Annotated in this window: 15 protein-coding genes and 1 pseudogene; 10 read left to right on the top strand and 6 right to left on the bottom strand. The window is 76.0% G+C overall.

The genetic code is table 11. The features are described from left to right. Positions 1 to 187 precede the first annotated feature (187 nt). The 4 genes from ACFCX4_RS04960 to ACFCX4_RS04945 all read left to right on the top strand — a co-directional run bounded on the left by ACFCX4_RS04960 (position 188) and on the right by ACFCX4_RS04945 (position 5,561). Positions 188 to 814: a bifunctional 4-hydroxy-2-oxoglutarate aldolase/2-dehydro-3-deoxy-phosphogluconate aldolase gene (locus tag ACFCX4_RS04960; RefSeq protein WP_376139032.1), complete on the top strand. Its 627-nt coding sequence runs from the start codon at positions 188 to 190 to the stop codon at positions 812 to 814. Between the two features lie 342 nt (positions 815 to 1,156). Further along, positions 1,157 to 2,758: an alpha-amylase family glycosyl hydrolase gene (locus ACFCX4_RS04955; protein WP_376139031.1), complete on the top strand. Its 1,602-nt coding sequence runs from the start codon at positions 1,157 to 1,159 to the stop codon at positions 2,756 to 2,758. Between the two features lie 147 nt (positions 2,759 to 2,905). Continuing rightward, positions 2,906 to 4,009, top strand: coding sequence for a hypothetical protein (locus ACFCX4_RS04950; protein WP_376139030.1), 1,104 nt, complete (start codon positions 2,906 to 2,908; stop codon positions 4,007 to 4,009). Between the two features lie 433 nt (positions 4,010 to 4,442). Continuing rightward, complete coding sequence (locus ACFCX4_RS04945) at positions 4,443 to 5,561, top strand: hypothetical protein (RefSeq protein WP_376139029.1); 1,119 nt, start codon at positions 4,443 to 4,445, stop codon at positions 5,559 to 5,561. A gap of 44 nt (positions 5,562 to 5,605) precedes the next feature. Here the strand turns inward: ACFCX4_RS04945 and ACFCX4_RS04940 are convergent, their stop codons facing one another. Together ACFCX4_RS04940 and ACFCX4_RS04935 are read right to left on the bottom strand one after the other, a co-directional pair. After that, positions 5,606 to 6,472 carry a (2Fe-2S)-binding protein gene (locus ACFCX4_RS04940; protein WP_376139028.1) on the bottom strand — a complete coding sequence of 289 codons (867 nt, stop codon included), beginning with the start codon at positions 6,470 to 6,472 and terminating at the stop codon, positions 5,606 to 5,608. A gap of 313 nt (positions 6,473 to 6,785) precedes the next feature. Continuing rightward, the gene (locus ACFCX4_RS04935; RefSeq protein WP_376139027.1) at positions 6,786 to 7,367 is read right to left on the bottom strand and encodes a MarR family winged helix-turn-helix transcriptional regulator; all 582 of its coding nucleotides are present in this window, start codon (positions 7,365 to 7,367) and stop codon (positions 6,786 to 6,788) included. 329 nt (positions 7,368 to 7,696) lie between these two features. On the opposite strand from ACFCX4_RS04935, the gene ACFCX4_RS04930 reads away from it, so the two are divergent. The 3 genes from ACFCX4_RS04930 (at position 7,697) to ACFCX4_RS04920 (ending at position 10,513) form a co-directional block, all read left to right on the top strand. Next, on the top strand, positions 7,697 to 9,097 hold the full coding sequence (locus ACFCX4_RS04930) for a histidine kinase (protein WP_376139026.1): 1,401 nt from the start codon (positions 7,697 to 7,699) through the stop codon (positions 9,095 to 9,097). 108 nt (positions 9,098 to 9,205) lie between these two features. Next, complete coding sequence (locus ACFCX4_RS04925; protein WP_376139025.1) at positions 9,206 to 9,751, top strand: hypothetical protein; 546 nt, start codon at positions 9,206 to 9,208, stop codon at positions 9,749 to 9,751. Positions 9,752 to 9,829: 78 nt separating this feature from the next. Beyond that, positions 9,830 to 10,513, top strand: coding sequence for a response regulator (locus ACFCX4_RS04920; protein ID WP_376139024.1), 684 nt, complete (start codon positions 9,830 to 9,832; stop codon positions 10,511 to 10,513). Between the two features lie 282 nt (positions 10,514 to 10,795). Here ACFCX4_RS04920 and polX read toward each other — a convergent pair whose 3' ends face one another. Then, complete coding sequence (gene polX, locus ACFCX4_RS04915) at positions 10,796 to 12,526, bottom strand: DNA polymerase/3'-5' exonuclease PolX (RefSeq protein ID WP_376139023.1); 1,731 nt, start codon at positions 12,524 to 12,526, stop codon at positions 10,796 to 10,798. A 358-nt stretch (positions 12,527 to 12,884) separates the two neighbouring features. Between polX and ACFCX4_RS04910 the strand changes: the two genes are divergently transcribed. The 3 genes from ACFCX4_RS04910 (at position 12,885) to ACFCX4_RS04900 (ending at position 15,985) form a co-directional block, all read left to right on the top strand. Beyond that, on the top strand, positions 12,885 to 13,817 hold the full coding sequence (locus ACFCX4_RS04910) for a hypothetical protein (protein ID WP_376139022.1): 933 nt from the start codon (positions 12,885 to 12,887) through the stop codon (positions 13,815 to 13,817). Positions 13,818 to 13,919: 102 nt separating this feature from the next. Further along, entirely contained in the window at positions 13,920 to 14,549 is a 630-nt protein-coding gene (locus tag ACFCX4_RS04905) for an ArsR/SmtB family transcription factor (RefSeq protein WP_376139021.1), read from the top strand. After that, positions 14,546 to 15,985, top strand: coding sequence for an MFS transporter (locus ACFCX4_RS04900; protein WP_376139020.1), 1,440 nt, complete (start codon positions 14,546 to 14,548; stop codon positions 15,983 to 15,985). The genes ACFCX4_RS04905 and ACFCX4_RS04900 overlap by 4 nt, the downstream gene beginning before the upstream one ends. A 119-nt stretch (positions 15,986 to 16,104) precedes the next feature. Here the strand turns inward: ACFCX4_RS04900 and ACFCX4_RS04895 are convergent, their stop codons facing one another. The 3 genes and pseudogenes from ACFCX4_RS04895 to ACFCX4_RS04885 form a co-directional block, all read right to left on the bottom strand. Further along, on the bottom strand, positions 16,105 to 16,686 hold the full coding sequence (locus tag ACFCX4_RS04895) for a suppressor of fused domain protein (protein ID WP_376139019.1): 582 nt from the start codon (positions 16,684 to 16,686) through the stop codon (positions 16,105 to 16,107). Between the two features lie 4 nt (positions 16,687 to 16,690). Continuing rightward, the gene (locus ACFCX4_RS04890; protein ID WP_376139018.1) at positions 16,691 to 17,377 is read right to left on the bottom strand and encodes a DUF6629 family protein; all 687 of its coding nucleotides are present in this window, start codon (positions 17,375 to 17,377) and stop codon (positions 16,691 to 16,693) included. Between the two features lie 383 nt (positions 17,378 to 17,760). Then, positions 17,761 to 18,603: pseudogene (locus ACFCX4_RS04885) on the bottom strand (DMT family transporter); the annotation flags it as partial. Between the last annotated feature and the right edge of the window lie 1,288 nt (positions 18,604 to 19,891).

Here is a 19,891-nt window from a genome sequence, read left to right as displayed (position 1 = left end):
GCGCGGGCGGGTGCTGCGGTGGGTGTGCCGTGAGTGTTGCCGAGTGCCGGGTGGGTGCGTGCCCGGCGAGCGAGTGTCCTGTGAATCCGAGTGAATGGACGGAAGCCCTGTGAATCCGAATCCCGAGAGTCCTGCGAGCGGCGCGAGTTCCGAGAGCCCCGCGGGCGGGGGGACCTCCGCCGCGGCCGTGATCGCGGAGGCGCGAGCCGCCCTCGCCGCCGAGCCGGTGATCGCGGTCGTCCGCGCCCCCCGGATACCCGACGCCGCCGCGCTGTGCGACGCCCTGGCGGAGGGCGGCATCACCTGGACCGAGTTCACCTTCACCACGCCCGATGTGACGACGCACCTGCGCCGGGCCGCGAAGGCCGGGCACCGCGTCGGGGTGGGCACCGTGCTCACCGCCGAGCAGGCCGGGAGCGGACTCGACGCCGGTGCGTCGTTCCTGGTCACCCCCGGGCTGCGGCCGGAGGTGGCGGACGCCGCGCACGCGGCCCGGGTCCCGGTGGTGCTCGGCGCGCTCACCGCGACGGAGGTCGCCCAGGCGGTGGACCTCGGCGCCGCCGCCGTGAAGATCTTCCCCGCGCGGGCCTTCGGCCCCGGCTACTTCAAGGACCTGCGCGGCCCGTACCCCGACGTTCCGCTGGTCGCGTCCGGCGGCGTCAACGCGGGCAACGCGGCGGAGTTCCTGGCACAGGGCGCGCTCGCGGTCTGCGCGGGGACGGACGTGGTGGCGCCGGAGGTCGTCGCGGCCGGGGACTGGGCCGAGATCACCCGGCGGGCGCGGGCGTTCACGGAGGCCTGCGCGGGCCGGTAGGCGGCGGTTCGGCTCCGGGGCCTGTTCGGGGCCTGTTCGGGGCCGGCCCCGTGGGCGGTCGTGCGGCCGGTCGTGACCGGGGCGGTGGTCGGGGCGGCGGCCGGGTGGAGATCCGGCGGCCGCCCCGCTCGCGTGCCCCGTCGGCCGGGCCGGAGGCCGTGGCGGAGGCCCGACGGCGGGGGCGCGGGGGAGCGGAAGGGGCTCGGGAGGGCGCACGGCCCGGCCCGGGGCTCCTACCGGCGACCGCGTACCGGTCCCGGAGGGGCCGGGCCGGACTGTTGGGGCGGCCGGGATTGGACGAGAATCAGTAGCCCCCCGGCACCCGGCAGGAGGATCCCACCCATGACCTCGACCCGCCCCGGCCCCGAGTGGCTGAACGACGCCGTGCTCTACCAGATCTACCCCCAGACCTTCGCCGACTCCGACGGCGACGGCATCGGCGACTTCGCGGGCATCACCGAGCACCTCGACCACCTCGCCTGGCTGGGCGTGGACACGGTCTGGCTGAACCCGTGCTTCGAGTCGCCGTTCCGCGACGCGGGGTACGACGTCACCGACTACCTGACGCCCGCCCCGCGCTACGGCACGACCGAGGACCTCGCCGCCCTCGTCGAGGCGGCCCGGCGCAGGGGCGTCCGCGTCCTGCTGGACCTGGTCGCCGGCCACACCTCCGACCGGCACCCGTGGTTCAGGGCGTCGGCCGAGGACCCGTCCGACCACCGCTACATCTGGTCCGACCGGCCGGTGGAGGGCTTCGTGGCCTCCCCGGGCGGGCGGGCCGGGTGGTACCGGCCGAACTTCTTCGACTGCCAGCCCGCGCTCAACTTCGGCTACGCGCGCGAGAACCCGGACGAGCCGTGGCGCAGCCCGGTGGACGCCGAGGGTCCGCGCGCCAACCGCGCCGCGCTGCGCGCGATCATGGCGCACTGGCTGGGCCTCGGCGTGTCCGGCTTCCGGGTCGACATGGCGTCCTCGCTGGTCAAGGACGACCCCGGGTTCGTCGAGACCGGCAAGCTCTGGACCGAACTGCGCGACTGGCTGGACCGCGACCACCCGCAGGCCGCCCTGTTCGCCGAGTGGGGCGATCCGGCCGCCGCCGTCGCCGCCGGCTTCCACGCCGACTTCTTCCTCCAGTTCGGCGGCGCGGACCACGGCCTGCCGCTGCGCTCGCTCTGGAACAACAACGCCGGGACGGTGAAGGAGACCTGGAAGCAGGGCCCGTGCTACTTCGAGGCCGAGGGGCGCGGAACCCCTCGGCTGTTCCTCGACGCCTGGCGCTCGGCGGCCGAACTGACAGAAGGCGCCGGGCACATCGCCCTGCCCACTGCCAACCACGACTTCTCGCGGTTGGCGACCGGCCCGCGCACCGCCGACCAACTCGCCCCGGCCTTCGCGCTGTTGATGACCTGGCCGACCCTGCCGGCGGTCTACTACGGGGACGAGATCGGCATGCGGTACGTGCCGGGCCTGCCGGACGTCGAGGGCAGTGTGCTCGGCCGGTCGTACAACCGGGCGGGCTCGCGCACCCCCATGCAGTGGGCGCCCGGTCCGAACGCGGGCTTCTCGGCGGCGCCGGCGGAACGGCTCTACCTGCCGGTCGACCAGGCCCCGGACCGGCCGGACGTCGCCACCCAGCGGGCCGACCCGACGTCCCTGCTGCACACCGTGCGGAGGCTGATCGCGCTGCGCCGGGCGCACCCGGGGCTGGGCGCCCGGGGTTCGGTGGAGGTCGTGCACGCCGGCTACCCGCTGGTGTACACCCGTGCCGGGCGGTACCTGGTGGTGGTCAACCCGCGCCGGGAGCCGGCGGCGGTGGCGGCGGAGGCCGTGCCCGGCGGCGGCGCGCACCGGGTGCGGCCCCTGGACGCCCAGGGGGTCCGGCCGGACGGCGACGGCGGGCTGCGGGCGGACGGTTTCTCGTACGGCGTGTTCGAGCTGGGGTGACGCGCCGCCGCCGGGAGGCGGTGGGGCGGACGTGAGGCCCCGATGACCGGGGGCGGGCTTCGGCCCGCCCCCGAGGTGGTTGTAGACTGCATCCAGATGGTTGCATTTACCACCCATTGTCATCGTCGGAGGACGGACCGAACCCCCATGAGCACACCCAGGACCACCGCCGCCGAGCCCGCCCCGGGGCGCGCGCTCAAGCACCTGGCCGTCCACCTGCTGACCCCGCTGCTGATGTGCCTCGGCATGGCGCTCGCCTACCAGGGCGCCTTCCACCAGCCGGAGCCGCACCACCTCAAGGTCGCCGTCGTCGGCACCACCCCGCAGGCGCACGAGCTGGCCGGTGCGGTGCAGGCCCGGGCGGGCGACGCGCTGTCCGTCAGCACGCTGCCCGACCGTGCCGCCGCCGAGCAGCGGCTGCGCGACCGCGAGCTGGTCGGCGCGTTCGTGCCCGACGGCAGCCGCCCCGAGCTGCTGGTCGCCCGGGCCGGCTCGGACACCTCGGCGATGGCGGCCGAGAAGGTCTTCCAGCGCGTCACCGCGCAGCAGGGCGTGCCGCTGGCCGTCACCGACCTCACCACGCCGAGCGAGGGCGACCCCACCGGCCAGGGCCTGTTCTTCCTGCTGGTCGCGCTCAGCATCGGCTCGTACGGCAGCGTCGCCGTGATCGGCGCGGCGGGCGCGGCGCTGACCATGCGGGTCCGGGTCCTGGTGGGCCTGGGCGTGTCGCTCGCCGTCAGCCTGATCGGGATCGTCACCGCCGGGCCGGTCTTCCACGTCGTGGACCACGACCTGGCGGCGGTCTGGGCGCTCGGCTGGCTGTACGCGGCCGGGGTGGTCGGGATCGGCATCGGCCTGCACAGCTTCCTCCGGCGGTGGACCACGCTGGCGATGATGGTGCTGTTCGTGATGCTGAACTTCACCACCTCGGGCGGGGTCTACCGGCCGGACCTGCAGAACGGGTTCTTCGGCGGGCTGCACTCCTTCTGGACCGGGGCCGGCTTCCTGGAGGGCGCGCGCAGCCTGCTGTACTTCGACGGCGGGGCCGGGTTCGGCGGGTCCCTGCTGACGCTGGTGCTGTGGCTGGTGGCCGCCGGTGCGCTGATCGTGGGCGCGGCGCTGTACGAGCGGCGGGGGAGGGCGGTGGGCCGGGGCGCGGTGGGGCCGGGCGCGACGGCAGCGTCGGCCGCGACGGCAGCGACGGGGCGCGGGGCGGAGGAGGAGATGGAGGAGTCGGCGGTCGCGGTCTGAGCGGCGTGCCCGGAGTAGGGGATCCGGGTGCTGCGGTCCGGGTGGCGCAGTCCGGGGCGCGGTGGAGGTGCCGTCGTCCGGGGGTTGCGGAACGGCCCGGGGTGCCCGGACGGCGCGGCGCGGGCGTCGCGGGCCGGTCGGACGGACGGGCCCGTCGCAGGCTCCCGCCCGGCGGCGAGGGCATCGGCGCCGGGCGGGGAACGGGGGCCCGTGACCGGCCCTGGACAAGCCGGTCGCGGGCCCTGCCGCGGGTCGCGCCCCGCGCGTGGACGGACCCGGCGGCACCGCCCGGCACCGCGCGGGCGGTGTCGGGCGGCCGACCGGGGGAATCCTCGGGCCGGCACCGCCCGGTGCCGCCGGGGCGGCCGCAGCGCGCGTGCTCTGCTGACGGGGCCTGCCCGCCCCCCGTTCGCCCGTCCTGAGGAGTACCGCCGTGCTCGGACCGTTCCGTCGCGACCGGGTGGCTCCCGCCTCCCGGTTCGCCGCCGTCTCCGGCGTGCCCGCCGCACCTGCTGTGCCCGCCGCACCCGCTGTGCCCGCCGCGTCCTGCGGGCCCGCCGCACCCGCCGCACCTGTCGCCGCCGCCCGTGGATCCGCCGCTTCCCTCGCGGCCCGGGAACTGGGTGCGGCGTCGGCCGCCGTTCTCGCCCTGGCCCTGCTCGCCGCCACGCCGGCCGTGGCCGTGGCACCGCCGCTCGCCGACCCCAGGATCGTCGCCCACTTCGACATCGCCCGGGGACTCAAGCCCGAGAACATCGCCGCGGAACCGGGCGGATCGGCGGTCCTCACCTTCTCCCTCGCCCGCCAGGTCGGCCGGGTCGACCGCCACGGCCGCTTCACCGTCCTGGCCACCCTGCCCGCACCCGAGCACCCGTCGACCCCGGTGATCGGGGCCGCCGTCGTCTCCGGACTGGCACGCGCGCACGACGGCACGCTGTACTTCACCTACGCCACCGGTACTGCCGACCTCACCGGTCTCTGGCGGCTCCGCCCCGGTGGCGGGCCCGAGCGGATCGCGGCCTTCCCCCCGGCCGGGCTGCCCAACGGCCTGGCGCTGGACGAGCGCGCGGGGGTGCTGTACTCCGCCGACTCGGTGCTCGGCGTGGTCCGCGTCGTCCCGGTGGACGGCGGCGAACCGGAGGTGTGGTCGGCCGACGCCCGGCTCAAGCCCGTCACCACCTTCGGCGCGAACGGTCTCAAGGTCCACGGCGGCGCGGTCTGGGTCGGCAACACCGATCTGGGGTCCCTGCTGCGCATTCCGATCGGGACGGACGGTGCGGCGGGACCGGTGGAGGTCCGGGCCGAGGGGCTCGAAGGCCTCGACGACTTCGCCTTCGTCGGCCGGGGTGACGATCTGATCGCGGCGCTCGACACGCCCAGCCAGGCCGTCCACCTCGGCCCGGACGGCATCCGGCGCACCGTCCTCGACGCGTCGGACGGCCTCTCCAACCCCAGCTCGGTCGCGGTCCGCGGCGACTCGGTGTACGTGCCGAGCGCCGCGTTCCTCACCATGGTCGACCCCAACCTGCTGGTGGCGAGGCTGGAGCGGTAGTCGGGGCAGGTGCGGCTCGGCGCGGCCCCGTTCCCCGGGCGCCGTCAGCGGCGGGCCGGCGGGCGGGTGAAGCAGCAGTCGCCGCAGACGCCGGCCCGCGGGCCGATCCGGTAGTAGAGGCAGCAGCTGGTGCGCCGGAAGGCGGTGCCGGACGGGGTCCCGGTCAGCGTGCCGGTGCCGGCCAGCGGCGGACGGTCGAGGACGTCGGCGACGAGGGCCCGGGCGGGGGAGGGCCGGAAGGGGGAGGTGCGGGAAGGGGAGTGCGGCCACGTGGTGCGGCCGGTGCGAGTGGCGGGTTCGCCGGTGCCGGTGCCGGTGCCGGTGCTCGTGCGGGTGTCGGTGCCGGTGCCGGTGCTCGTGCGGGTGTCGGTGTCGTGGGCGGTGTGGGCTTCCAGGATGCGCAGGGCGCCGGCCAGGGCGGAGGCGGCGTTGCCGCGCAGCAGCCCGTCGGAGAGCGGGACCACCGCGCGGACGGCTGCCGCCAGGTCCGCCAGTTGTCCCTCGACGACGGTGCGCCGGAAGCGGTCGGCGAGCGGGTCCGTCCGGTCCGCCGACGCGGGTGCGTACGGGACCCAGAGGTCGACCGGCCCCTGGTCGGGGACCCGGATCCAGGCCCGGTCGGGCTCCAGGCGGGGCACCTCGTCGAGCAGGACGGCCGCGCCGAGGCCCACCGAACAGATCCTGGCCGCCAGTCCGAGGTGCAGGACCGAGGCCGCGACCCGCGGCTCCGCGGTGCCCAGCCGCCCGGCCACCTCGCGCACCCGGTCGGCCAGCGGTCCGTCCGGGCCCGGCGCGTAGAACGCGGCCAGCGGCCGGAACCCCGGTGGCGGACCCTCGTCGGCGCCGCCGCCGGCCAGGGCGAAGTACGGGCCGACGGCGGCGAGCCGGCCGTAGTCGGGCATGTCGCTCATCGGCCGGTCCTCCGGGTGCGTGGGGCGGGGCGGACCGGCGGGCGGTGGGCGTCGGCCCCGGACGGCGGAGCCGTCGGTGCCGGTCCGGATGAACGGTACCGTGCCCCGGCAGTTCGACCCGGGAGTGCCGAACGCCCGCGACCGGTCCGGGTGGCCGGTGCGGCCGTCGTTCCGGGGCGGCCTCGTCGCCGGACACGGCCGGTGGCGTTCCGGCGTGGGGTCTTCGCCGTGCCGGTGTCGGGCGGCGGGGCCCGACCTGTCGTCGCGGTGGTCTCCTCGGGTGCGGGGCGTCCTCGGCCGTGGGGCGTCCGCTTCACGGCTGGGCGGCGGTCGTCCCGTCGGCCCGGCCCAGGTGCTGGTCGAGCCGGTGCTGGTTCTCGACGAGGCGCAGGCACAGGTGCCGCAGCTGGGTCAGTTCGGCGGGCGTGAATCCGTGGAAGACCGCCGCCATGGCCACCTGGGTGGGCCGGCGGAAGGATTCCAGCCAGGTCAGCCCGGCGGGAGTGATCCGCGCCAGGACCGAGCGCCGGTCGCGCCGGTCGGGGACCCGCTCGACCAGCCCGTCGCGTTCGAGGGTGTCGACCAGCCCGGTGACATTGCGTGAGCTCACTCCGGCCGCCTGGGCCAGCTCGCCGATGCTGATCCCCTCACCGGGCACTGCGCTCAGACGGACCAGGAGGTCGAGCGCCCCCGCGCTCAGCCCGCGCCCCTCGGTCCCGCGGGCGCGCAGGCGTTCGACGGCGTGGAAGGCGCTGCGGACCGCTCCCGCGCCTTCGAGGGCCAGGGTGTCCCCGCCTTCGGTGAACCGGGCCATGGCGGACCGCACCCGGGGATCGAAGAGACTGCCGTCGGAGTCGTGGTCGAGATTTGACGGAAAGTTATGTACCTGCTTCATAGTGAAGCAGGACTCTAGTACCGGCTTCGCCAACCTGCCAAGCCCCGTGGTGCCGGGGATGCCCGCTGCCCCTCGCCGCACCTGACGTCGGACCAGTCCCCGCGCACGACATCGTGGTTGCTTCGGTCCCGGAGAACTCCCGGACTCGACCGCCTAGGCTCGGACGCATGCCTGCCGACTCCTCGGCGGACCGGTCCCGGGGCCGCTCCGCCAGTGCCTTCTCCCTGCCCGGTGCCCGCGCTGCCGCCGGTGGCGGGCCCGCGCCCGGGACCGGTCCCGTAGCCGGCGCCGGTCCCGCGCTCGGTGCCGCGGTCGGCCGGGGTGGGCCGGTGGACCGTCTCGGCGGGATGCGGCGGCCGGCGGGGGCCGTGGCCGCGCTGCTGGTGTTCGCACCCGTGGTGCTGGCCCACCCGGGGGAACGTGCGGCCGCGCTGCTCCTGGCCGTCGCGGCCGCGGCGGCGGTCCTGGTGGCGGCGGTGCCGTGGCCGTGGCGCCGGGTGACGCTCGCGGGTGCGGCCGGGGGCGCGGCCGTCGTCTCGCTGCTGATCGACCTCGGCTACACGGGCCCGTTCCGGCTGCCCGCGATCTGGCTGCCGTTCGAGTGGCTGGCGCTGCTGGTGCTGGCCGGGCGGGCGGCCCGGCGGGCCCGCGGCCGGTGGGCGGCGCCGGTGGGGGCACTGGTCGTCACGGCGGTGCTGGTCGTGCCGCTCCGCTTCACCGCCCGCACGCCGCAGGGCGGTTGGGCCGGCTCGCTGGCGGGTGTGCTGGCCTCGGCGCTGCCGCTGGTGGTGGTGGTCGGAGCGGGGCTCTACCTGCGGGTGCTGGACGCGCGGCGCGAGCGCGCGGTGGCCCGGGCCCGGCGCGAACAGCGGCTTGAGGTGGCGCGCGGGCTGCACGACTTCGTGGCGCACGAGATCACCGGCATCGTGCTCGAAGCGCAGGCGGGACAACTGCCCGGCGGTCAGGGGCCGGAGGAGACGGTCGAGTTGCTGCGCCGCCTGGAGGAGGCCGGGCTGCGGGCGCTGGACTCGATGGACGCGATGGTGGGCGCCCTGCGGGAACCGCGCGAGGACGGTGGCGGTGGCGGTGGCGGTGGCGGTGGCGGTGGCGGTGGCGGTGGCGGGGCTCCGGGCGGGGTGGCGGGGACGCGGGGTGCCGGCGGACCGGAGGCCGTCGGTGCCACCCGGGTGCACGGGCTGGCGGATCTTGCCGAACTGGTGGGCCGGTTCGGCCGGACCGGGCCCACCCGCGCCCGGCTGGAGACGGCGCCGGAGGCCCTCGGCCCGCTCTCGGGCGCGGCGGAGGCCACCGCGTTCGCGGTCGTCCTGGAGGCGCTCACCAATGTGCGGCGGCACGCGCCCGGAGCCGTCGAGGTGGTGGTCAGGGTGGAGGCGCGGACCGGTGGAGCGGGGGGAGGAGGCGGAAGAGGCGGAGCGGTGGTCGCGGTGCGGGTGTCGGTGAGCAACGACGGCGGGGCCGGGCGCGGGGTCGGGGGGTTGCTGCGGCGCCGGCCGGGCAGCGGCGGCACCGGGCTGGTGGCGCTCGCGGAGCGGCTCGCCGCGCACGGCGGCACGCTGGAGGCCGGGCCGTCGGACGTCCCGCCGGTGGGCGTCCCGGCGTCGGACGTTCTGGGGGTGGGGGGCCGTCCGCTGCGGGGCGGTCCGTTGCGGTCGCCGGGGTGGCGGACGGTCTGCGAACTGCCCGCCGGCCCTGCCGAACGGCAGGGGTGAGCGGCGGAATCGCCGCCGAAGATCTGCCGATCGGCAGATGGCGGGGGCGGCGGCGGGCGCGAGGATCGTAGCCGTGATCGACCTCGTTCCGTCGAAGGAGGAGCCGCCATGGCCGCCGTACCCGTTCCGCGCAGGACCGACGCCCCCGTTCCCGGCCTCGCCGCCCCCGATCGCGTGGCCCCCGTGGCGCGCCCGGTGCTCCGGGAGACCTTCCCGCCGGTCCGCAGGGTGCGGCGCCGGCCCGTACGGCGGCGGGGGCCGTCCGTGGGGCGGATACCCGCAGTGGGTGCGCTGTTCGCCGCCACCGTGCTGCTGGCCGCCGTCGCGGGTTGCGCCCGGTCCGGGGACGCGGAGCCCGAGTCGACGGTCTTCGGCTTCGACGGCGCCACGCTGAACGTCGTGGCCCGGCACCACGTCCCGACCGACCTGGTCGCGGCGGACCGTCAGGACGTCAAGGTCACCCGCTGGTTCAAGGCGGACGGCATCGGCAGGGAGCGGGCCGAGTGGACGCTGGAGGGCGACACCCTCACGCTGGAGGCGAGTTGCTCCGGCTTCGCCAACTGCGACGCGCGGTTCCGCGTCGAGGTGCCGCCGCACGTGGCGGTGCTGCGCGACGGCCGTGCGACGGACCTCAAGGGTCACCCCCGGACGTGACCGCGGGGGCTTCCCCGGGGTGCTTCCGACCGGGCGGTGCCCGGGTCCGGCCCCCGGCGCCGTGGCAGACTGCCGTGCGTGACGAGTCCGAACCCGGAGCCCATCCGCACGCTGATCGCCGACGACCAGGAGGCGGTGCGCCGGAGCGTACGGCGGATCCTCGACGCCCAGCCCGACATCACGGTGGTCGGCGAGGCGGCCGACGGCGTCGCCGCGCTCGAACTCGCGGCGGAGCTGCGGCCGGACGTCGCGCTGGTGGACATCCGGATGCCCAGGATGGACGGTTTGGAGCTGACCAGGCGTCTGGCCGCTCCGGGGGCGGCGGTGCCGGTCCGGGTGGTGGTGCTGACCACCTTCGACCTCGACGAGTACGTCTACCCGGCGCTGCGGCACGGGGCCTCCGGGTTCCTGCTGAAGCGGTCCGGTCCGGCGTTGCTGGCCGAGGCGGTCCGGGCGGCGGCGGGCGGGGAGAGCCTGATCAGCCCGTCGGTCACCGTGCGGCTGCTGCAGCACGTGACCGCGCCGCGCCGGGTGGACCGCCGCTCGGCCCCGGCGGCGCCGCTCACCGGGCGCGAGGTGGAGATCGCCGGTCAGGTCGCGGCCGGGCGCACCAACGCCGACATCGCCGCCGACCTGTTCATCTCCCCGGGCACGGTGAAGACCCATGTGGCGAGCATCCAGCGCAAGCTCGGGGTGCAGAACCGGGTCGGCATAGCGGTGCACGCCTGGGAGATGGGGTACGCGGTGCCGTCGGCGCCCTGACCGGGCGGCGGCGCAGAGAGGGAACCTGCGAGGTGGAGGTGGCCTCCGGACTGTGACGTCCTCCGGCCCGTAGCGTTCGATCGTCGACCGAGGTACCAGCGGCAGACCATGATCCGTCTCGATCTGTCGCCACTGCCTCCTGCGGTCGAACTTCCTCTTCTGCCTCGCAGGTCCACCACCATGATGCGCCCGGCGGGGCCGATGCACCAGGGCTTTTCGGAAAAAAGTCATATTTCTGAGCATTTCGGACATTCTTCGGGTCGGCCCCGGGTGCCCCGCCCCTCAGTCGCGCAGCGCGTCCTTGCGCAGGAAGCGCTTGAGGCGCTGCCACGGCCAGGTGTTGATCACGTCCTCGGCGGTCAGCCAGGCGCGCTGCGCGGTGCCGATCCCGTAGCGGGGGTAGGCGAGTTGCGGGGTGGCGTGCGCGTCGCTGTCGACGGCGAACTTCACCCCGTGGCGTCCGGCCCGGAGCACGTCCTCGTCCCGCAGGTCGAGGCGCTGCGGTGAGCTGTTGATCTCGATCGCGGTGCCGGTGCGTGCGGCGGCGGCGAAGACGGCGTCCAGGTCGACGTCGATCGGTCCGCGCCGCCCGATCCGCCGGGTGGTGAGGTGGCCGATGACGTGGACGTGCGGGTTCTCGCAGGCGCGGACGAGCCGGCGGGTCTGGGCGTCGCGGTCCAGGCCGAAGTGCGAGTGCACGGAGGCCACGCAGACGTCGAACCCGGCCAGGAACCCGGCCGGCCAGTCGACGCCGCCGTCCGGTCCGATGTTCAGCTCGGTGCCGTGCAGCAGCCGGAGCCTCCGGTGCCGCCCGGCCAGTTCGCGCAGCCGCTCCCGCTGCGCGAGCATCTTCTCGTCGGTCATCCGCTGCATCACCAGGTCGGGGGCGTGATCGGTGACCGCGTAGTAGGAGTACCCGCGGGCGGCCGCGGTGTCGATCATCTCCTCCAGGGTGGCCAGTCCGTCGGTCAGGTCGGTGTGGCTGTGCAGGTCGCCGCGCAGGTCCGCCTCGGTGACCAGCTCCGGCAGTTCGCCGCGCAGGGCGGCCTCGATCTCGCCCCGGTCCTCGCGCAGCGGCGGCGCGATCCAGGGGAGGCCGAGCGCCGCGTACACCTCGTCCTCGCTCGCCGAGACGACCTTCGCGCCGCTCTCGGCCTCGAAGAGCCCGTACTCGGAGAGCTTCAGCCCGGCCCGGACCGCCATGGTCCTGAGCTTGATGTTGTGGGCCTTGGAGCCGGTGAAGTACACCAGGGCCGCGCCCCAGTCCTCCTCCGGGACCACCCGCAGGTCCACCTGGACGCCGTCCGTGGTGCGGATCGACGTCTTGGTCGTCCCGGCGGCGATCACCTCGGCCGCCTGGGGGAGTCCGGTGAGCGCCGCCATCAGCGGCGCCGAGTCCTCGGCGGTGGCCAGCACGTCGATGTCGCCGACCGTCTCGCGCATCCGCCGCAGCGAACCCGCGTACGCGCAGCGGGTGCACCCGGGGACGTCCCGCAGCACGGCGACCAGCTGCTCGGCCAGCGCGGTCGCGGTGTCCAGCAGGCTTCGGCCGCCGGACTGCCGCATCAGCTCGATGCCGTGCAGGATCTTCTCGCCGCTGCGCTCGCCCAGCCCGGGGACCTCGCTCAGCCGGTCGGCGCGGATCGCCTCGGCGAGCTCGTCGACGGAGGCGATGCCGAGGTCGCGGTAGAGGGCGAGGGCGCGCTTCGGGCCGACGCCCGGGACCGACACCATCGCGCGGACCCCGGCCGGGATCTCGGCCCGCAGCTCCTCCAGCGCTCCGATCCGCCCGTCGGCGAGGTACTCGGCGATCTTCTCGGCGGTGGACCTGCCGACCCCCGGGATCTGCTGGAGTCCCTTGACGTCCAGGCCGTCGAGGGCCTCGGGGTGGCCGCCGACGGCGCGGGCGGCCTTCTCGTAGGCGCGGGCGCGGAAGGCGTCGCCGCCGGTGATCGAGATCAGTTCGGCGTACTCCTGGAGCAGCTCCCTGACCTTGTCGTTGAGCCGGGCCATGGGGCCAGTGTGGCCGCTGCGGACGGGGCGGGCGACCGGGCGGCCCCACGGGGCGGGGAGGTGACCGGAACCGGGCGGGCACGGGGCGGGGACGCGGTTGGTGGGGGAGCGGCGGTGGACCGGGCGGGCGGCGGATCCAGGGGCGCGCGGCCCTGCCCGTGCGCCGGTGCAGTGCTCCCGTCGGTCGGCGGGTGATGCCCCCGCTGGTCGGAGGGGTGGCAGGGCACGCGGGGGCCCGAGGGCCGGATTGTCACCCGCGCGGCGGGGGCGCAGGCTTGGCGCAGGGCCGGGGAAGCGGCCCGCACCGGACCGCCGTGGAGGCGGTGGATCCGGTCGGCGCGGGACGAGGGGCAGGACGATGGCAGGCGGGAAGCTCTGGGGCTACGTCGCGTCTGGGGCGCGGGCGCTGGGCGGGCTCGGCCCGCTCGGGTGGTCCGGGGCGCAGGCGGGGGCGCGGCTGCTCAAGGGCGTCGGCGGGGCCGGGAGGCCGGACCAGGACGGGCACGGGGCGCTCCTCGACGGCCCGGCCGGGAGGGCGGGCGCCGGTGCTCCGGGACGGTCCGGGGCCGGCGGGATGGCCGGGCCGCAGCTCCTGTCGCGGCCGGAGCTGGCGCGGCTGCGCTGGACCGACCGGGCCGGCGGCTGCGTGCCGGACGCGCGGCACGTGCAGCCGGCGGACGTGGTGGGGCGGGTGCTGCGGGGCGGCGGCCGGGCGGCTTCGGTGACGGTGCGGCTGCCGGTGGGGCTGCCGGTGGTGGTCGCGGACGCCACGCGCCTGGAGGCGGCGCTGGCCGGGTTGGTCGACCACGCGATCCGCCGTACTCCGCCGGGTGGACGGGTGCTGGTCCGGGCGGACCCGCTGCCGGGGCGGGACGGGCGGTTCGGCGGGAACGGCGGCGCGACGGGTGCGAACGGCGGCGCCTTCGACGGGGTCGGTGCCTTCGGTGGCGCCGGTGCCTTCGCTGCGGGCGGGACGGTGGGCGGTCCGGAGGCGTGGGACGGCGAGCCCGCCCGGGTCGAGCTGAGGGTGGTGGACCGGGGGCCCGCGGAGCTGCTGGAGGCGCGGCAGTGGCTGCTCGGCGGGGCGCGCGGCGGCGCGGCGGGTGGTGGCGGAGCCGGTGGTGGTCAGGGCGGCGGGGCGGGTGGTCCGGCGGCCGGGGCGGGCGGACCTCAGCGCGTGGGTCCGTCGATGGCCGCCCTGGTCAGGGCCGCCGGGGGACGGCTGACCGTGGAGCAGACGCCGGGCGGCGGGCTGACGGCGGTGCTGGTGCTGGCGGTCGCCCGGGACTGAGGGGCGGGCCCGCGGGTCCGCGGCGGAGCCCGTTCGCGGACCGCAAAGACTTCTTCGCAAAAACCCTTTGCGAAGAAGTCTTTGCGGTCCTATGGTGCTGCCATGACCGATGAGCGCAGGTGGCCGCACAGCCCGGATCCGCAGACCGATGTCGTGATCGACGCCAGGGGCCTGCGGGCTCTGGCCCATCCCGTGCGGGTGCAGCTGATAGGCCTGCTCCGCAAGAACGGACCGTCCACCGCCACCAGGCTGGCCGAGCAGCTGGGGATGAACTCGGGCGCGACCAGCTACCACCTGCGGCAGCTCGCGGCCTCCGGCTTCGTCGCCGAGGACACCGAGCGCGGCAACGCCCGCGACCGCTGGTGGAAGGCGGTCCACCAGGTGACGTGGTGGACGGACACCGACCTCGCGGAGCAGGAGCCGGAGGCGGCACTGGGCTACCTGCGGTCGATCGTGGCGGCGCACACCCTGATCGCGCAGACGGCGCTCAACGCGTACGAGACCATGCCGGTCGAGTGGCGGCACTCGCTGGACTTCAGCGACCTCGCGCTCCAGCTGACCCCGGAGGAGGCCCGGCAGTTGGCCGGGGAGCTGTCGGCGGTGATCTCGCGCTACCGCAGGATCGACCCGGGCGCCCCGGTTCCGGAGGGCACGGACCGGGTGTCCGTGGTCGTCCAGGTGCTCCCCGACCCGCAGGCCACGGGCGCCGGCGAACCGGAGGGGCGGTCATGAGCGCCCCGGCGGTGCGTTCGGCGGTCCCGGCCGCGCCGGCCGTGGCGCGCAGCTTCCGGCCGCTGGCGGGTGTGCTGACGGCGATGGCCGTCTCGCTGACCGGAACCCGGGTGTCGGCGATCGCCCTGCCGTGGTTCGTCCTCGCCACCACCGGCAGCGCCACGATGACCGGTGTCGTCGCGTTCGTCGAGCTGACGCCCTACGTCCTGGTCAAGGCGTTCACCGGTCCGGTGATCGACCGGCTGGGGCCGCGGGTCGTCTCCTGGACGACGGACGCGGTCAGTGCCGTCGCGGCCGGCCTCGTCCCGCTGCTGCACGGGCTGGGACTGCTGCCGTTCTGGCTGTTGCTGGTCATGGTCGCGGTGATCGGCGGCGCCCGCGGCCCGGGGGACCTCGCCAAGGAGGTCATGGTCCCCGAGGCGGCGGAGCTGGGCCGCATCCCGCTGGAGCGCGCCACCGGGCTCTCCGGGGTGACCGAGCGGCTGGCCACCACGATCGGTCCGGCGATCGGCGGCGGGCTGGTCGCCGTGCTCGGACCGATGGCCGGCCTGACCGTCAACGCGGTCGCGTTCGCGCTCGGCTCGCTGGTCATCGCCCTCGCCCTGCCGCGCGGCACGGGCCGGGGCGCCACCGCACCCTCGGCCGGGCCGGTCGCCCCGGTCGCGTCGGCCGCCGCGTCGGAAGGGGAGGCCGGGGCGGTCGGCTCCGAGGGTGAGCAGCCGACCGCCGGCTACTGGCGGATGTTCCGGGAGGGCTTCACGTTCCTGCGGAGCGAGCCGCTGTTGCTGACCGTCATCGTGGTCGTCGCGGCGACCAACCTCCTGGACGCCGCGCACCTCACGGTCCTGGTTCCGGTCTGGGCCCGGGAGTCGGGCGGCGGCCCGGCCGCGATCGGTCTGATCGGGACGGCCTGGGGGATCGCGGCGGTCGTCGGCAGCCTGATCGCGGCCGCGGTCGCCCACCGCCTGCCGCGCCGGACGGTGTTCTTCACCGGCTTCCTGCTCGGCGGCGCCCCGAGGTTCGTCGTCCTGGCCCTGGACGTGCCGATCGGTGTGGTGGTCGCGGTGTTCGTGGTGAGCGGCTTCGGATGCGGCTTCCTCAACCCGATCCTCGGCGCCGTCCTGTTCGAACGCGTGCCCCGCCACCTCCTGGGCCGGGTGAACGCCCTGGGCGACTCGCTCTCGTGGGCCGGTATTCCCCTGGGCGGCCTGCTGGCGGGTGCGTCCGTGACTCTGGTGGGGCTCATACCGGTGCTGCTCGTGTGCGGTGGTCTGTACGTCCTCACCACGACCCTCTCCGGCCTGCGGCCGGAGTGGCGGGAGATGGACCGCAGGCGCGGCCACGCCCCGGCGGCCCCCGGCACGAGCAGCGCAACGGAAGCGGAGATCCCGGCGCCGGCAGCACAGGCGGACCCCGCCCTGGCGGTCCGCGGCTGACGGGGAGCTGTCCGGGACGGCGGGCGGGAGGAGGAAGAGCCGAGGAGGGAGCGGGCGTGGGAGGCGGAGGGGTGAGAGGCAAGAGGCGGGAGGGCCGCGGATCGGGGCGGGCCCCGGTGTCACACCACCGAGGGCCGCCCCGGATCGACCGGGTCGATCGCCTGCTCGTCGAAGCGGCGTTCAAGCGCTTCCAGCCCACGCGCGTGGCGGAAGTCCTTCTCGGCCTCGGTGATGGGCAGCAGCCAGAGGATCCTGGCGTGCCCGGCACCGTCCGACCGGCAGATCTCGAACTCCGGGCCGAAGGGGTAGGGCAGGCTGACCAGCAGGTGATCGCAGTCCGAGGTGCCGAGCCACGGTCTGCCGATCGGGACGGTGTGTCCGATGTCCAGGCGCTGGTGGGGAGGGCCGCAGTGGTAATGGGCGGTCATCGTGACGCTCTCCTCGTGGCACCGGTCGTCGTCCGGCGCGACCAGGACGAACTCCGTACCGTGGCCGGCGCCCTCGGAGGCCGCCGCCCGGCAGCCCGAGGTCACGTACAGCCACCAGCCGCCGGGCAGCGCCGGGTGGACCCGCAGCACCCGGAATCCGGGCACCCGCTCCTCGACGGGGCCGGCGACTCCGGGGAGAACGTCGATCGTGCGCTGCGGAAACCGGGTGCGGAGGTGATCGAGAAGGGTGTCGTGGGTCGATGACCGAGGCATTCGATCATGATGCCCCAGGAGTGTGTGCCCGCGGCGGACGGGTTTCGGGGGCCGGGGCGGCCGTCCAGCGGAGGAGGAGGGTGGAGGCGAGCGCGGCGAGGGCGCACCAGGTGGAAACGAAGGCCAGGCGCCAGAGGAGGGCACAGACGACGGCGCCGGCACCGGTGACGAGGCCGAGGCGACGGAGCTGAGGGTCACCACTGAGGAGGAGGGAACCGATGGTGGCGAGGAGGTAACCGGCCAGGAGGAGCGTGGGCCGGGAGACGCCGATGCGGTAGTCGAGCGTGTGGGCGTGGGCGGTCGCGCCGACCGGGTGGGTGACGATGGCGTGGGCCAGCGGGGCGGCGACCAGCAGGCCGAGGAGGACGAGCCCCGTCAGCACTCGTCGCCGGACCCGCCCGGCGTCGACGGCCGCGCACCGCACGCCGACGGGCACCAGCACCGGGAGCAGCGGCAGGGCGATCACCACCCAGGCGGTGCGGGCCCAGCCGGCCGGGGCGGCGGGCAGTTCGCCCTCGGCGCCGAGCCAGACCGCCGCCTCGATCAGCTGGTGCACGCCGAGGACCAGCGGGAGCGCGGCGAGCGGCAGCCGCTCCGGCCGGCCCGCCCGGCCGGAGCGGACCAGGCAGAGCACGCCGACCGCGGTCACCGCCCCGCCGACGGCGAGGTCCGCCCGGGCGCTCCAGCACATGGGGGGCTCCTGCGGTCGGCGGGTCGGCGGGTCGGCGGGTCGGGGTCGGGGGTCGGTCGTGTGGTGGGTCAGTCCGGGTCGGTGGGGCGCCGTTCGGAGGCTGGTCGGTCCGAGGCTGGTCGGTCGGTGGGCGGGCCGCTGACTCGCCCGTGCCCGGGCGCGTCGCCGGACTGCTCCGCGGGAGGCTCGGTGGACGGCTCTGCGGACGGCTCCACAGGGGCCTCGCCGGAGGGTGGATCGAGGGCAACGTCCGGTGGGTCCGGTGACTCGTTCGGCACGTCGCTCGGTACGCCGTCCGGTGGGTCGTCCGGTGGGTCGTCCGGTGGGTCGTCCGGTGGGTCGTCGGGGGAGCGGCCGATGGATTCCAGGGTGTCGCCCACGGTGCCCGGCAGGGCCGGGTGGCGGCCGATGACCACCACTCCGATCACCACGGCCACCAGACCGGCCGCCTGCCAGGCCAGCGCCCCGGGGGTGACGCGCAGACGGTCGCCGAGGAATCCCACCGCGCAGGCGATGCCGGAGATCGGCTGGGCGGCGGTCAGTGCGGGCAGGGACATCCGCAGCGGTGCGGCCTCGAAGGCGCTCTGGACCAGCAGCAGCCCGACCACCCCGGCCGCCACCACCGCGTACGGCTGCCAGGTTCGCAGTACGGCGTCCAGTCCCTCGTGGTCGAGCCGCTGGGCGGTGGTGCGGGTGAGCGCGTCCTGGAGGCCGTAGAGCAGTCCGGCGGCCAGGGCGAGCAGGGTCGCCTCCTCGAACAGCGGCATCCGGCGCGCCGTGGAGACCAGGAACAGCGTCAGCCCGACCACCGTGCCGACGACCAGCCAGTGGCGCAGCTCGCCGGCCGGTGGCCCGCCGCCGGTCGGGCGGCCGGCCACGATGAACGCCGTCACACCGAGCGCGAGCAGCAGCACACCGGCCCAGCCGGAGCGCCCGAGCGTCTGACGGGTCAGCACCCGTGCCAGGGCCATCGCGAAGATGAGATTGGTCGCGAGCAGCGGCTCGACCAGCGAGACCTCGCCCAGGTTGAGGGCGAGCGCGGAGAGGATCAGCCCGGTGATCATGAACGCGGTGCCGATCAGCCACTCCGGCATCCGCAGCAGGTCCAGCAGCAGGCGCCAGCGCAGCAGGTCGGCGCGCGGGGCCCGCTGCGCCGCGTGCTGCTGGAGGACGAAGCCGAGGCCCAGGAAGCAAGCGGCGCCCAGTGCCAGGAGGAAGACCGCCACGGAGGGACCATCCGAAGTTTGCCGACCGCACCGCACCGAATCGCGCCGAACGGAATCGCACCGCGACCGGAACCACACCGCCGCCGGGCTCCGGAAGGTGCCACGGAGGGGCTGTCCGGTCGGCCGGGCAGTCGGGCCCCCGACTGTTCGGCGGCCCGGTCCCCGGTGCTCCGGCGCAGCGGTACCGGTGCTCCGGCGCAGGGATGTCCCGCGGCGTCGGGGCGTTGTGGTCAGCCTACCGCCGGGGTCCGGCCCGGACCCTCGGGAGCCGCGTGCGGCGTGGCGCGGTGCCCGGGGGCTGGAGATCGTCTCTTCAAGGATCAGCCCCGGAACAGGACCGGGGCGATGGTGACGGCGGCCTGGCAGGACTCGCGGGTCCGGTGGTGTCCGGTGGATCCGGCGGTCGAAGCCGGGTGGCCGCCTGCGGCGCGAGCCGCGGTGGAGGCGGCCGAGCGCCTGGGCGACGCGTCCGGGGAGGGTGTTCAGGGTGCCGTGTCGGCGCAGCCGGGCGCGGATCCTGCGGGAGCCGCGACCCTTGTCGGCGATCACGCGGTCGGGCCGGGTACGGGGGCGCCCCGGCCCGGCCCCGGGCACTCGGATCGCCTCCAGGACCGCTTCCGGGCGGGTGCGGTCGCCGGCGTTGCCCTTGGTCAGGACGCATCCGAACGGGCGGCCCCGTCCGTCGCAGGCCAGTTGTTCCATGCTCCGACCTGCCAGTTCGCACGGTTCGCACGGTTCGGGCGAGGTTGTGCGCGGGGGCGACGGCCTGCCCACGTGGTGCGGGCCGTCGCCCCTCTGCCGGCGATCGCGAAGGACTCGCCGCGGGCGCGCACTCGGCGGTGTTCGGCGCCGTCCTGGTCCCGGACCCGTGAGCGGGGGCCGGCGCGTCTGCGCCCGCCAGGTGCGGCCGTCGGCCCTGTTGCCGGGCACGGGACGGGTGTCGGCGTCGATGACGGCCTGCCCGTGCGCGGAGAACCGGTGGTTGCGGCCCGACACGCCGAGGCTTCGGTCACGCACGGGGATCAGGGCGCCGTCCACGATCCACAGCCGCTCCGTGCCCGGCCGCGGGAGTGGAGCGGCTTCGAGGGCCGTCGGCGGACCGAGGCGTTGGACGACGCGGTGCACCGTCGCCGTCGAGATCCCGAACAGCGGCGCGGGTCGGCGCATCGTGAGGTTGGTCCGGCAGAACACGGTGACCAGCGGAATCCGGCCGGGGGGGGGGGGGGGGCCCCCCCCCCCCCCCCCCCCCCCCCCCGCCCCCCCCGGCCGCCCCCCCCCCCCCCGCGGG

Source organism: Kitasatospora sp. NPDC056327 (assembly GCF_042261735.1).
Classification (GTDB): domain Bacteria; phylum Actinomycetota; class Actinomycetes; order Streptomycetales; family Streptomycetaceae; genus Kitasatospora.
This window is presented reverse-complemented; position numbering and strand designations above follow the sequence as displayed.

Excerpts from the sequence above, each read along its gene's own strand:
- ACFCX4_RS04905 (WP_376139021.1), top strand. The coding sequence starts at position 13,920 with ATGACCGATGAGCGCAGGTGGCCGCACAGCCCGGATCCGCAGACCGAT.
- polX (WP_376139023.1), bottom strand. The coding sequence starts at position 12,526 with ATGGCCCGGCTCAACGACAAGGTCAGGGAGCTGCTCCAGGAGTACGCC.
- ACFCX4_RS04910 (WP_376139022.1), top strand. The coding sequence starts at position 12,885 with ATGGCAGGCGGGAAGCTCTGGGGCTACGTCGCGTCTGGGGCGCGGGCG.
- ACFCX4_RS04935 (WP_376139027.1), bottom strand. The coding sequence starts at position 7,367 with ATGAAGCAGGTACATAACTTTCCGTCAAATCTCGACCACGACTCCGAC.
- ACFCX4_RS04925 (WP_376139025.1), top strand. The coding sequence starts at position 9,206 with ATGGCCGCCGTACCCGTTCCGCGCAGGACCGACGCCCCCGTTCCCGGC.
- ACFCX4_RS04950 (WP_376139030.1), top strand. The coding sequence starts at position 2,906 with ATGAGCACACCCAGGACCACCGCCGCCGAGCCCGCCCCGGGGCGCGCG.
- ACFCX4_RS04955 (WP_376139031.1), top strand. The coding sequence starts at position 1,157 with ATGACCTCGACCCGCCCCGGCCCCGAGTGGCTGAACGACGCCGTGCTC.
- ACFCX4_RS04900 (WP_376139020.1), top strand. The coding sequence starts at position 14,546 with ATGAGCGCCCCGGCGGTGCGTTCGGCGGTCCCGGCCGCGCCGGCCGTG.
- ACFCX4_RS04895 (WP_376139019.1), bottom strand. The coding sequence starts at position 16,686 with ATGCCTCGGTCATCGACCCACGACACCCTTCTCGATCACCTCCGCACC.
- ACFCX4_RS04940 (WP_376139028.1), bottom strand. The coding sequence starts at position 6,472 with ATGAGCGACATGCCCGACTACGGCCGGCTCGCCGCCGTCGGCCCGTAC.
- ACFCX4_RS04890 (WP_376139018.1), bottom strand. The coding sequence starts at position 17,377 with ATGTGCTGGAGCGCCCGGGCGGACCTCGCCGTCGGCGGGGCGGTGACC.